The 12370-nt window shown below is 63.1% G+C and carries 12 protein-coding genes, 1 tRNA gene and 1 pseudogene; 4 read left to right on the top strand and 10 right to left on the bottom strand.

Annotation, left to right across the window (positions count from 1 at the left end; translation table 11 throughout):
* The 4 genes and pseudogenes from ACK543_RS13935 to fliF form a co-directional block, all read right to left on the bottom strand.
* Positions 1 to 678: pseudogene (locus ACK543_RS13935) on the bottom strand (flagellum-specific ATP synthase FliI); the annotation flags it as partial.
* Positions 668 to 1393, bottom strand: coding sequence for a FliH/SctL family protein (locus ACK543_RS13930; RefSeq protein WP_409943443.1), 726 nt, complete (start codon positions 1391 to 1393; stop codon positions 668 to 670). The gene ACK543_RS13930 and the pseudogene ACK543_RS13935, both read right to left, overlap by 11 nt.
* A complete protein-coding gene (gene fliG / locus ACK543_RS13925) occupies positions 1380 to 2375 on the bottom strand; it encodes a flagellar motor switch protein FliG (RefSeq protein ID WP_409943442.1) in 996 nt (331 codons plus the stop codon). Before fliG ends, ACK543_RS13930 begins: the two co-directional genes overlap by 14 nt.
* A gap of 21 nt (positions 2376 to 2396) precedes the next feature.
* A complete protein-coding gene (gene fliF / locus ACK543_RS13920) occupies positions 2397 to 4082 on the bottom strand; it encodes a flagellar basal-body MS-ring/collar protein FliF (RefSeq protein WP_409943441.1) in 1686 nt (561 codons plus the stop codon).
* A 174-nt stretch (positions 4083 to 4256) separates the two neighbouring features.
* On the opposite strand from fliF, the gene fliE reads away from it, so the two are divergent.
* Positions 4257 to 4568, top strand: a complete 312-nt coding sequence (gene fliE, locus ACK543_RS13915) for a flagellar hook-basal body complex protein FliE (RefSeq protein ID WP_409943440.1) — start codon at positions 4257 to 4259, stop codon at positions 4566 to 4568.
* Positions 4569 to 4945: 377 nt separating this feature from the next.
* Here fliE and ACK543_RS13910 read toward each other — a convergent pair whose 3' ends face one another.
* From ACK543_RS13910 to ACK543_RS13885, 6 genes are all read right to left on the bottom strand, one after another.
* Positions 4946 to 5683: an ABC transporter ATP-binding protein gene (locus ACK543_RS13910; protein WP_409943439.1), complete on the bottom strand. Its 738-nt coding sequence runs from the start codon at positions 5681 to 5683 to the stop codon at positions 4946 to 4948.
* Positions 5684 to 5749: 66 nt separating this feature from the next.
* Positions 5750 to 6523, bottom strand: coding sequence for an ABC transporter ATP-binding protein (locus ACK543_RS13905; protein ID WP_409943438.1), 774 nt, complete (start codon positions 6521 to 6523; stop codon positions 5750 to 5752).
* Positions 6516 to 7532 carry a branched-chain amino acid ABC transporter permease gene (locus ACK543_RS13900; RefSeq protein ID WP_409943437.1) on the bottom strand — a complete coding sequence of 339 codons (1017 nt, stop codon included), beginning with the start codon at positions 7530 to 7532 and terminating at the stop codon, positions 6516 to 6518. The genes ACK543_RS13905 and ACK543_RS13900 overlap by 8 nt, the downstream gene beginning before the upstream one ends.
* On the bottom strand, positions 7529 to 8392 hold the full coding sequence (locus tag ACK543_RS13895; RefSeq protein ID WP_409943436.1) for a branched-chain amino acid ABC transporter permease: 864 nt from the start codon (positions 8390 to 8392) through the stop codon (positions 7529 to 7531). The genes ACK543_RS13900 and ACK543_RS13895 overlap by 4 nt, the downstream gene beginning before the upstream one ends.
* A 33-nt stretch (positions 8393 to 8425) precedes the next feature.
* Complete coding sequence (locus tag ACK543_RS13890; RefSeq protein WP_409943435.1) at positions 8426 to 9067, bottom strand: LysE family translocator; 642 nt, start codon at positions 9065 to 9067, stop codon at positions 8426 to 8428.
* A gap of 166 nt (positions 9068 to 9233) precedes the next feature.
* Positions 9234 to 10421: an ABC transporter substrate-binding protein gene (locus ACK543_RS13885; protein WP_409943434.1), complete on the bottom strand. Its 1188-nt coding sequence runs from the start codon at positions 10419 to 10421 to the stop codon at positions 9234 to 9236.
* 374 nt (positions 10422 to 10795) lie between these two features.
* On the opposite strand from ACK543_RS13885, the gene infA reads away from it, so the two are divergent.
* The 3 genes from infA to ACK543_RS13870 all read left to right on the top strand — a co-directional run bounded on the left by infA (position 10796) and on the right by ACK543_RS13870 (position 12235).
* Positions 10796 to 11047 carry a translation initiation factor IF-1 gene (infA, locus tag ACK543_RS13880; RefSeq protein WP_409943433.1) on the top strand — a complete coding sequence of 84 codons (252 nt, stop codon included), beginning with the start codon at positions 10796 to 10798 and terminating at the stop codon, positions 11045 to 11047.
* Positions 11048 to 11203: 156 nt separating this feature from the next.
* Positions 11204 to 11280: transfer RNA gene (locus tag ACK543_RS13875), tRNA-Pro, on the top strand.
* A gap of 202 nt (positions 11281 to 11482) precedes the next feature.
* Positions 11483 to 12235: a heparan-alpha-glucosaminide N-acetyltransferase gene (locus ACK543_RS13870; RefSeq protein WP_409943444.1), complete on the top strand. Its 753-nt coding sequence runs from the start codon at positions 11483 to 11485 to the stop codon at positions 12233 to 12235.
* The last annotated feature ends 135 nt before the right edge of the window (positions 12236 to 12370 follow it).

The raw sequence follows: 12370 nt of genomic DNA, 5'->3' as shown, positions 1-12370 counted from the left end.
CTTGACCTCACGGCCGCGCTCGCCAATCAGACCGACCACGATGACGTCCGCCTGGGTGTAGCGGGCCATCATTCCGAGCAGCACGCTCTTGCCCACGCCCGAGCCCGCGAACAAGCCCAGCCGCTGCCCGCGCCCCACCGTGAGCAAGGCGTTGATGGCGCGAACGCCGGTATCCAGCGTCTCGCGAACCGGCGATCGGTCCATGGCATTGATCTGACGGCGATCCATCGGCTCGGAGACGACATTGATCACAGGCCCCTGGCCGTCCAGCGGCGCCCCTTGTGCATCCACGACCCGGCCGAGCAGGCCGTCACCCATGGGCAACCGAAGCACGCCGGCGCGTTGAATTGGCGCGGCTGGCTCGCCCAGGCGCGGGATAGGACTGTACGGGGCTGCCGACACCACGCTGGCGCCGCTGGACAGACCGTGGATATCGCCCGCTGGCATCAGAAAGGCCCGATCGCCGGAGAAACCCACCACCTCGGCCAGCACGGGTGCGTGCCCAGGCATTTGCACCATGCACTGCGAGCCGACTGGAACGCGGATACCGGTGGCTTCGAGGACGAGGCCCGCCAGCCGGGTCAGTGTCCCCTGTGTCTCCAGGCCTGGGTCTTGGGCGGCGCGCGAGCGCGCATCAGTGATGAACTTCATCCACGACGACGATGTTTCAACGGGCATCAGTTGGTTCCTCCTGCCAGGGGGAATCCAATCCCAGCAAAGCAACCGCACGCGCCCAGCGCTTGCCCAGCGTAGCGTCGATCACCGTGCCCGACGATTCAACAAGGCAGCCGCCCGGCGCAACGGCCGGTTCGCCGATCCAGCGCAAACCTGGTGCGCCAGCGTCCTCAGACAGGGCCGCGGCGACAGCATCCAGATCCACCGGATTGAGCCTGACAACCGTCGGCCGCCCTTCGCTCACCAGCATCTTCAGCGCCTCTCTTACCACCGGCAGCAGGGCGTTGGGGTTGCCCGAGACCTCCTGGCGGACCACCTGACGCGCGATATCGCAGGCAAGCTCCAGCATCTGCTGGGCCATGTCCTGCTGCAGGGCAGAGAGGTTGGTATCAAGCGCGCCCATCACGCCCTGGAGGCGCTCAGCGGCTTGCTGCCCCTGGTTTGCAATGTATTCATCCATGCGGCGCTGCCATTCCAGCGCCGCCTCTGCCTGCCCTTGCGCGTACCCCTGTGCATAGGCTTCATCGCGGGCCTGCTGCACCAGCGCTTGCCGGGCAAGTTCCTCTCTCTCGCGAGCCGCGTCTTCGTCTTCAGCATCCCCTGCCGGCGCTTGCAGAAGATCTGAGCCATCCATCGCACCGAATTTCCAATGCGTGACACTGCCCACTTCTTCGCTGGGGATGAAACGAGAATAGGCGCGCTGACTAGACGAAGGCATCGTCGCCACCCGAAGAAATCAAGATTTGGCCCTCGTCGGACAGTCGCCGTACCGTCTTCAGAATTTCCTTTTGCTGCGCCTCGACCTCTGACAGACGCATGGGACCACGCGATTCCAGGTCCTCGCGCATGGCCTCGGCAGCGCGGGACGACATGTTGGACAAAAACTTTTCGCGCAGCTCTGGCACCGCCCCCTTGAGCGCCACGATGAGGGTTTCGGAAGCAACTTCCTTGAGCACCGTCTGGATGGACTTGTCGTCGAGCTTGAGGATGTCTTCGAACACGAACATCTTGTCCATGATCTTCTGCGCCAGGTCGGGGTCGTAGCCACGGATGGACTCCAGCACCACCGCATCCATGTTGCCGCCCAAGAGGTTGATGATCTCGGCCGCAGCCTTGACGCCGCCCAAAGAGCTCTTGCGTATCTTGTCTCCGCCGGCAAGCACCTTGAAGAGCACCTCGTTGAGGTCCTTGAGGGCCGTGGGCTGGATACCCTCGAGCGTGGCAACCCGCAAAAGGATTTCGCTGCGCTGGCGATCGGTCAGGTGCATCAGGATGCCTGAGGCCTGATCGCTGTCCAGGTGTACCAGGATGGCAGCGACGATTTGTGGATGCTCGTTGCGCAGCAACTCGGCCACCGAAAGCGGGTCCATCCATTTGAGGCTTTCGATCCCCGAGACGTCCCCACCCTGCAAGATCCGGTCGATCAGCAGCCCGGCCTTGTCGTCGCCCAGGGCTCGCTTGAGCACCGCACGCACGTAGTTGCCCGTGTCGGAAACCAGCAGGCTCTGTGCAGCCGCAGCGTTCGAGAACTTGTTGATGACCTCGTCCACCTTTTCGCGGGAGACAGAGCGCATGCGGGCAATGGTTTCGCCCAGCTTTTGCACCTCTTTGGGCGAGAAATGCTTGAAGACCTCGGCCGCTTCTTCCTCGCCGAGGGACATCAGCATGATCGCGGCATCGTGGAGTCCTTGGTCGTCCATGGTCGTTATTCAGATGGGCCGTCAGGCAACATCGCCATTGAGCCAGATCTTCAGGATATTGGCCACTGCCGTAGGATTTTCCTTGGCAAGAATCCGGGCATCCTCCAGGCGCAGTTGCTCCGGCGTGGCCACAGCGGCTTCGTTCTTTCGGGTCGGCGACGGCAGTGCGGGGCGCTCGGGCGTCTCGGCCTCCAGGGCATCCAACTGAGCGCCGGGCACGGGCGCAGCCTTGGACTGATCGACCGGCACACTCTTGAGGGCGGGACGCACCAGGCCCAGCAGCACCAGTGCCGCAAAAAGCACTGCGCCCAACGGCCAGGCCAGGCTTCGGGCCAGGTCGATGACTTCGCGCTGCTTCCAAAGTGGAAGCTCGGTCGTCGGAAGCACCGTGACCTGGAAAGGCGTGTTCATCAAATTGACCGAGTCGCCACGATCACGGTTGAACCCAATGGTCTCTCGCACGAGGGCCGTCATCTGCTCCACCTGCTCGGGCGTCAGGGCCTTGGTGACCACCTTGCCCTTTTCTTCGGTGGACTGGTAGTTCACGACCACCGCCGCGCTCAAGCGCTTGACGGTGCCTGTGCTTGCACGGGTGACGCGCACGGTCTTGTCCACCTCGTAGTTGGTCGTGGACTCGCGTTTACTGGTCTGCTCCTCCGTACCCTGCTGTCCTGCAGCGTTGGGGGCGGGGTTGGCGCCATTGATGGGCGCGGCAGCTTGCCCGGGTGGCTGGTTGGCCACAGCACCCGGAACCCCGGTCGCCGTCTTGTTGGCGCTGCCCCGGCTTTCCAGCACCTGCTGGCTGCGAATGGCACCCGCATCGGCCGTCTGGTTGGGCCGGAACTGCTCCGACGTCGATTCGGTCTGCGTGAAATCCACCTCGGCCGTGACCTGCGCCTTGACGTTGTCGCGCCCGACCACCGGCTCGAGGATATCCATGATGCGGCGGGTGTACTGCTGCTCGAGCTGCTGCACATAAAGAAGCTGCTGTGCATTGACCTCGGCACCCGAACCGCCCTCGGGCGATTGCGACAGCAGCTTGCCGGTATCGTCCAAAACGCTCACTGAGGACGGGGTCAGCTCCGGCACGCTTGACGCCACCAGATGCACGATGCCGGCCAGCTGGGCACGGTCCAGAACGCGGCCGGGATGCAGGCTCACCAGCACGGACGCCGACGGCTTTTGCTGCTCGCGAAAAAAGCCGTTCTGATTGGGCAGCGCCAGATGCACCCGCGCCCCCTGCACCGACGACAGCGCCTGAATCGACCGGGTGAGCTCCCCCTCCAGGCCACGCTGGAAGTTCAGGCGCTCCTGAAACTGGGTCATCCCGAATTTGCTCGACTCCATGAGCTCGAACCCCGTGACCGAGCCCTTGGGCAAGCCCTGGGTGGCCAGTCGCAGGCGCACGTCGTGCACCCGGTCTGCCGGAATCAGGATGGCACCGCCGCCGTCGGCATGCTTGTAGGGCACGTTCATCTGGGACAACTGGGCCACGATGGCGCCACCGTCCTTGTCATTGAGGTTGGCAAACAGCACCCGGTAGTCCGCCTGTCGGCCGTAGAAGATGGCGGCCAGAGCCACGCCCACCAGCAGTACCACACCGACCCCAAAGCGCATGCGCTGGGCCCGATCCAGCGCGGACAGCCGCTGCAGCCACGAAGGGCCGCCAGGCGAGATAGCGATAGGCATTTGAGCAACTGCAGACATCTTGCGTTCCATGAAGTCCTGCCCGTCAACAGACCTGGGCTTGTCACCGATTATTCGGCTGCAAGCCCGAAATGTTCGCTAGATAAGGCGCTGGTTTGGCCATCAATTCCGCGCGATGGCCTGGCCAGCGATGTCTAGGATACCCAGCATACCGCCATTCCCTACGGACTTGCCATGGACCTTCGCATTTCAAGCTCAACAGCCCCCCTCACGGGAGCCGGCCTGACGCGTCGTGCTGCAGCGCCGCAAGCCGAAGACAACCAAGTTGGCTTCTCGGGCGCGCTCAAAGGCGCCCTGCAGTCCGTGAGCGCCGCCCAGAACCGCTCTGCGGATCTGCAAAAGGAGGTTCAGATGGAGAACCCTTCCGTCAGCCTGGAAGAGACCATGGTCGCCATCCAGAAGGCCCAGATCGGCTTTCAGGCGACGCTGCATGTGCGCAACCGCATGGTGCAGGCCTATACCGACATCATGAACATGCAGGTGTGAAGGGCTTGCATTTGCTATTTAATTAATAGCTTAAAAGCCCCTGTCTTCGAGCGCAACCGGCTGTTTTTGTTATCAACCTAAAACGGCAGTTGACCGCTTGTCATCTTGCCGCACACCGCGTGGACTCGGGCCTTGGGTTGTTTTTGCAGCCTCACCTTTGGGGTGACAGCGCTATGCACTTGCCAGCACCGCTTTTGGAGCGCCATGCGGTGTTGCTCCTCCTTGCAGGCACGAGCCTGCCGCGTCGTCGCGCCTTGCCTGGCGCCACAACAGCAGCGCTGGCAAATGCATCCAACTGCCGTTTTTAGGCTGAATGCCTGGGGTACTGACACTGTGCTGCGGCCCCCGGCATGTCCTGGGCCGCCATCTGGCGGACCTCAAACGCCCAGGTACTGCTCCAGCAACGCGGGCTGCGCATGCAGCGCAGCCGAGCTGCCTTCAAACACCACCTGACCTTTGAGCAGGATGATGTTGCGATCGGTGATTTGCGTGACGTGCTTCCAGTTTTTGTCCACGATCACGCTGCTGATGCCGCTTTCCTTGATGAGGCGGCAGATGCGCCAGATCTCGCGGGCAATCAGTGGCGCCAGCCCCTCGGTGGCTTCGTCCAGGATGAGCACGTCGGGGTTGGTCATCAGCGCGCGGCCGATCGTCAGCATTTGTTGCTCGCCGCCGCTGAGCTGCTGACCACCATGCCCCAGGCGCTCTTTCAGGCGCGGAAAGGTGTCCATCACGCGGTCAAAAGTCCAGTCGTCGCGGCGTTTCGCGCTGCCTGCCATGTCGTTGGCCCGGCCGGGCCGCGCGGCCATCACCAGGTTCTCGCGCACGCTCAGGTTGCCGAAGATGCCCCGACCCTCGGGCACGTACGCAATACCCATCCGGGCCACCTCATAGGGTGGGCGTCCGGTCATGTCGCGGCCCGCCACACGCACCGTGCCGCTGGTGGGCCTGACCAGACCCACCAGGGTCTTGAGCAGGGTGCTCTTGCCCATGCCGTTGCGTCCCATCAGCCCCATCGTCTCCCCCTGGCCGATGCGGAAGTCGACCCCATGCAGGATGTGGCTGGAGCCATAGTGGGTGTGTAGCCCCCGGGCGTCGATCCAGGGTTCACTCATCGCAATGCCTCGCTGCGGGTTGCGCGGCCTGGGTACCCGAGTTGGCTGCAAGTCACTTGGGCCATGTCAGTGATCCTCCCCCAGGTAGGCTGCCTGCACGGCGGCGTTACTGCGAACATCCGCTGGCGCGCCATGGGCGATGACTTCGCCATTGACCATCACGGTCAACTGGTCGGCCAGGGCAAACACGGCGTCCATGTCATGCTCGACCAGCATGATCGCGTGCGCTGGCTTGATGCGGTGGAGCAGCTCGACCATGCGCTGCGCCTCGGCCACGCCCATGCCGGCCAGGGGCTCATCGAGCAACAGTACCGCAGGCTCGGTGGCCAGCGTCATGGCGATCTCCAGCTGGCGCTGCTCGCCGTGGCTCAAGGTCCCGGCAATCGTCATGCGCCGGTTTATTAAGCCAGAAAGCTCGATCGCGCTCTCCAGTCTTGTGCCGATAGCTCTGTTTTTGATAGCATCAGCGCGCGTATCCGAAAGCCAGCGCAGCGGGTTCCAGGGCTGCTGGGGTTCGCGGGACTGGGCTGCCAGGCGTACGTTTTCGTGCACGGTCAGGGGCATGAAAATATTGGTCTTCTGGTAGCTGCGCCCCAGGCCCTGCCGCGAGATGCGCTCGGGTGTCCAGCCGGTCACGTCGGTGCTGCCCAGCGTCACGCTGCCTGCGGTCGGTGGCAGGTCGCCACTGAGCAGATTGGTAAGCGTTGATTTGCCCGCACCGTTGGGACCGATGACCGCGTGGATGCGACCACGGTGCAGGGTGACCGAGACGCCGTTGACGGCTGCCAGACCGCCAAAGCGCTTGGTCAGGCCGCGTGCGGACAGGAGCAGCTCATCCATGGTGATCGCCCTGAACCGGGGGCGCTGCCGGTGGTCGCGAGGCCCCGCGCAGGTGTGTCATGAGGCCCAGCAATCCGCGTGGCGCGGTCAGCACGACCAGCACAATGAAGCCGCCCATCAGCAGCTGCCAGTGTTTGGTGATGTCTTTGAAGACATGCAGCAGGTACTCGAACGCAAAAGCGCCCACGATGGCGCCGGCAAAGTTCCCCATGCCACCCAGGATGACCATCATGATGGCGTGGGCGCTCATGTGAAACCCCATCAGCTCGGGGTTGACATAGCCCGTCTGCGCGCCCCACAGGTAGCCGGCCAGCCCGGCGAGCGCACCGGCCACGGTGAATGCCGTGAGCTTGTAGGCGCGCGTGCCAAAACCCAAGGCGCGCATGCGGTGTTCGTTGATGCGGATGCCCGACAGCGCGCGGCCCAGCGGGCTCCACAGCATGCTGCGCAGCAGGCCATACACCCCCACCATCAGCACCAGCGTGAAATAGTAGAAAGTCTTGCGGCCTTCGAGGTCGAACGGGAGCCAGCCAAACAGGCTGGCGTCGGGCCGGAAATGGATGTAGATGCCGTCCGAGCCGCCCAGCGCCTTGTTATCAAAGAACAGGTAGAACACCATCTGCGCGAACGCCAGCGTCACCATGATGAAGTAAATGCCGTGCGTGCGTACCGCGAAGAACCCGATGACAAGGGCCAGCAGGCCCGAGCCAAGGATGGCCAGGGGCAGAGTCCACCACAGACTTGCTGGGGCATCGGCTGGCGTCATGAAGGCCAGCGCGTACCCGGCCACTCCAAAGTACGCCGCGTGGCCCAGTGACACCAGCCCCGTCACGCCCTGCAGCAGATCCAGGCTCATCGCAAAGATGCCCATGATCATCATCCGCGTGACCATCTGCACATAAAAGTCGCTGCCCACCAGCGGGAACAGCACCAGCGCTGCGGCGCCCAGTGCCAGCACAAACTGCACGCTGCGTGGCAGCACTTCGAGGTTCGCGCGGGGCGTGCTCATTGCTTGAACAGGCCCTCGGGTTTCCACAGCAGCACGGCGGCCATCAGCACGTAGACCAGCATCCCCGAGGCAGAAGGCAGCAATACCTTGCCGAAGGTATCGACCAGACCGACAAGCAGGGCTGCGATCAGCGCTCCGCGCACCGAGCCGATGCCCCCGATCACCACCACGACAAAGCACATGATGAGGACCGACGATCCCATGTTGGGGTACACGCTGGACACTGGCGCAGCCACCATGCCGGCCAAGGCGGCCAGAGCCACGCCCAGCGCAAACACCAAGGCGTGAAGGCGCTTGATGTTCACGCCCAGCGCCTCGGCCATGTCGCGGTTGAACGCGCCAGCGCGGATCTTCATGCCCAGTCGGGTCCTGGAGATCAGCAGGTACATCGCTATGGCCAGCACGATGCACACGCCCGAGATGAAGAGCCGGTAAGCCGGGTAGGACAGGGTGTCCGTCAGGGCAACGGACCAGTCCAGCGCCTGCGGGACGGGAACGCCATGCACATCGTCCCCCCAGAGCATCGAGCGCAGCTCTTCAAAGATGTAGATCAAGCCGAAGGTCAGCAGCACCTGGTCCAGGTGGTCACGATGGTAGAAGTGCCGGAACAGCAGTGACTCCAGCGCCAGACCAAACACCACCGCCAGCGCCGTACCCACGACGATCGCTGCCGCCAGACTGCCCAGCTGGGCCGATAGCGAGTAGGCCAGGTAGGCCCCCAGCATGTAGAAGCTGCCATGGGCAAGGTTGACCACGCCCATGATGCCGAAGATCAGCGTCAGCCCCGCGGCCAGCATGAACAGCAGCAGCCCATACTGCACGCTGTTGAGCAGCTGGATGAGGAAGGTGGCGAAGTCCATCCGGGCGGCGTTGCGCCGGCAGAGCTGCCGGTGTCAGGCCGCGCGGCGCGTGGCCAGCAGCAGCGACCCCATCAGGGCAAACAGCCCACCCGAGACGCGGTTGAACCAGCGCATGCGGTGGCCATGTCGCAATACGGGGGCCAGGCGGGCCACGCCTGCTGCGCACAGGGCGAGCACGGTAAATTCAAAGGCAACGAAGGTACTGGCCAGCACGGCAAACTGCGGCGCCCAGGCGGCTGAAGGGTCCAAGAACTGCGGGAAGAATGCGGTGAAAAAGAGGATGGCCTTGGGGTTGCTGCCACCCACCATCAGCCCCCGGGCAAAGAGCTTACGGGTGCTGACGGTAGTCGACTCGTTGCGGCCATCTGCGGGCAACTGGTCGAACACCGAACTCTGGCTGCGGAAGGTCTTGACGCCCAGCCAGATCAGGTAGACGGCACCAAGCGCCTTCAGTGCCCAAAACGCCGTTTCGGACGCAGCAAGCAGGGCACCCAGCCCCAGCGCTGACAGCAGCATGGTGCCCAGCACCGCGCAGACGCTTCCGGCCGCAGCAGCCAGCGCCTTGCGGGGCCCGTGTTGCAGAGAGTACGTCATGCACATCAGCATGGTAGGCCCGGGAGAGATCACGAGCAGCGCAACGGCGCCAAGGTAGAGCAGGTAGGTGCTGAGCGTCATGGTGTAGGAAGAACGAAGGCAGGATCGGCACGCGGTAAAACACGGGTGCCAGCGGGTGCCAGCGGGTGCGGGCCGCAGCCACCCGCGTAAGCTGCATCGAATTATGAACGCCTCGGCGACCCTTGCGGGCCACACGGCGGGTCGGCGGAGGTCGTGCGTGCCCGTATCAGGTCAAGCGGCACCCGGCGCCGCTGTCGGCCAGGGCCCTGGCGGCGACGCCGATCACCTTGTTTTCCTTGTTCTCGACCCTGCGCAGATAGATGTCCTGCACCGGGTTGTGGGCCTTGCTCATCGTCCACTTGCCGCGCGGGCTGTCGATGGTGGCGCCCTCCATCGCCTTGTACAGGGCTGCCTTCGCCGACAGATCGCCCTTGACGGCATTGGCCCCCTGAACGAGCAGCAGGCCGGTGTCGTAACCCTGCACGGCGTACACGTCGGGCTGGCTGCGGAAGGTCTTGGCATATTCCAGCCGGAACTTCTGGTTGCGCGGCGTTTCCAGCGAGTCGCTGTAATGCAAGGTGGTGATGATGCCCTCGGCAGCCGGGCCGGCCGCATCCAGCGCGCCCTCGGTCAGAAAGCCCGAACCGTACAGCGGAATCTTGTCTTTGAGGCCCGCCGCGGCGTAGTCGCGGATGAACTTGGGGGCGCCAGCACCCGCAAAAAAGCATGCCACGGCGTCGGGTTTGATGGCGGCGATTTCGGTGAGCAGTGCTTGGAACTCCACGTTGGGAAACGGCAGCCCGAGTTCCTTGACAATGGTGCCGCCAGCAGCGGTGTAGCTTTGTTTGAAGCCTTCAAAGGCCTCGTCACCAGCGGCATATTTCCAGGTGATCCAGACCGCCTTTTTGTGACCCCGGTCGACCATGGCCTTGCCGAGCGCCAGCGTCGGTTGGGAGTTGCTAAACGATGTGCGAAACACATTGGGCGCACACAGGGCTCGGGTGGCTGCGTGCACGCCGGCGTTGGGGATCAGGTTGAGAACGCCCGTGTCTCGGGCGACTTTCTGTATCCCCATCTGCACGCCGGAATGCACGGTACCGATGAGCACGTCCACCTTGTCGCGCTGCACCAGTTTGCTGGCGGTTTCGACGCCTTTGCTGGGTTCGGATTCGTCATCCACCTTGAACCACTCGATCTCCCGGCCCCCCAGCTTGCCGCCCTGTTGATCAATGGCCAGCCGGACGCCGTTTTCGATGGCCGCGCCAAGCTGTGCAAACGTGCCGGTGTACGGCAGCATCAAGCCGACCCGCACCTTGCTGCTCTGAGCCCGCACGATGGAAGGCAGCAACAGCCCACTGGATGCTGCAGCAACCAGGGCTGCGCTGCGGCGAATGACGAGACGACGTGAGGTCATGGCTAGGGTTTTTATTGAGGCTTCAATCAATTTACCCCAGGGCAGCAAGTGCGCAAACCTATGGCTTACCCGAAGCGTCGGCCCGCTGCGCACAGCGTTGCGGGCCAGGGCCTGTCGGCACGCCAGTTGCATAAGCGGCGGTTCGTAGGCAAAAGTGGTGGGGCGCGGTACAATTAGACGGTTTTGCACAGCGTTTGCCTGTCCATCCACGCCGGCTCGCCGGCCTCCTGCCTGATCTGCGCCAAGCGTGCAGCGAACCCCCCGCCCGCATTGCCTCGAGTGTCGAGCAACCATCGACCATGCGGTGAGCCTGATGGCGGCGTTCTCCGGCGGTCAGCCGCAGGTCACCGAATATTTGTATTGAAGAGATCATCATGGCCAAAGAAGAACTGATTGAAATGCAGGGCTCCGTCACGGAAGTCTTGCCCGACTCGCGTTTTCGCGTCACATTGGAAAATGGGCATCAGTTGATTGCCTACACCGGTGGCAAGATGCGCAAGCACCACATCCGTATCCTGGCGGGCGACAAAGTGTCGCTTGAGATGTCTCCCTACGACCTGAGCAAGGGGCGGATCACCTTCCGTCACCTCGCTGGCCGTGGTCCCGGTCCATCGTCCAGTCGCTGATCGATCTTCTGCGGCCGGATTCGGCTGCTCGACTTGCGGGGCGCACTGCCAGCATGCAAACGATTGGGATGGTTGTCCGGACGAACTGCTAAAAAATTCAAAAAAGCATGAGTCGAGCCGGAAACCATGGAATACCCGGGTTAGAATGCTAGTTGTCGGAGCGTAGCGCAGCCTGGTAGCGCATCTGCTTTGGGAGCAGAGGGTCGCGAGTTCGAATCCCGCCGCTCCGACCATTTTTTCAATGCCCTGTAGTACCGTGCTGCAGGGCATTTTTGTTGGTGCTGCCGATGCCCGTCAGCCGTAAGTCTCGGCCAAAGGCTGCACCATGGGTTCGGTACCATCGGGCTTGACATCGTTTCGCACCAAGCCCCAGCCCAGTCTGCCTTCATGGCCTACCCATCCTCATTTTCTGGTCACTACCCGGACGCTACTTTGATGGCTGCGTCGGGTCTGCGGTACCCGATGGTAGATGCGTTGCGGGGCCTGGCCATGGTGTGGATGACGCTGTTCCACTTTTGCTTTGACCTCAGCCATTTTGGGCTGTGGCCGCAAAACTTCCGTGCAGACCCCGTGTGGACGACACAGCGCACGCTCATCGTGAGCCTTTTTTTGTTCTGCGCCGGGTTGGGTCAGTCCATTGCGATCCACCAGGCTCAGGGTTGGCAGCGTTTTGGTCGCCGCTGGCTGCAGATTGCGGCCTGTGCCCTGCTCGTGACTGCCGGCTCCGTCGTCATGTTCCCCGGCAGCTACATCTATTTCGGCGTGCTGCACGGGATGGCAGTGATGCTGCTGATTGCGCGGTGCACTGCGGGCTGGGGCCGCTGGCTCTGGCCGGCGGGGCTGCTAGCGCTGGTGCTACCCTGGGCGTTTGAGCAGACTTTGCCAGCGTTGTGGCCGGAATCCGTGTCAACGTTCAACGGCCGGTGGCTGAACTGGCTTGGTCTGGTCACTCGCAAGCCCTTCACAGAAGATTACGTGCCGGTGTTCCCCTGGCTTGGTGTGCTGTGGTGGGGCCTTGCCTGCGGCCAATGGCTCCTGTCCACCGATAGGCGCTTGATCCGAACACCGTTACCCGCCAGGCTGGCGCCGCTAGCGGCTTTGGGGCAGTGGAGCCTGAGCTACTACATGCTCCACCAGCCCGTGATGATCGGGCTGCTGATGGCTGCGATGTGGGTGGCGGGACGCTAGGAGCCTGTCGGACTTGGAAATCGTCGGCTGCAAATCGACCGCAGCGGTCCATTTTTAACCGCCTTTTTGCCCCATAGCTCGGCTATGGGGCTGCAAATTCGGCAAAAACTGTCCTCGCTGGGGCCGATTTTCGCT

The organism is Acidovorax sp., from assembly GCF_046341535.1.
Taxonomy (GTDB): Bacteria; Pseudomonadota; Gammaproteobacteria; order Burkholderiales; family Burkholderiaceae_C; genus Acidovorax.
Note: the sequence above shows the minus strand (reverse complement) of the source record. Positions and strands in the feature narration are given on the sequence as shown.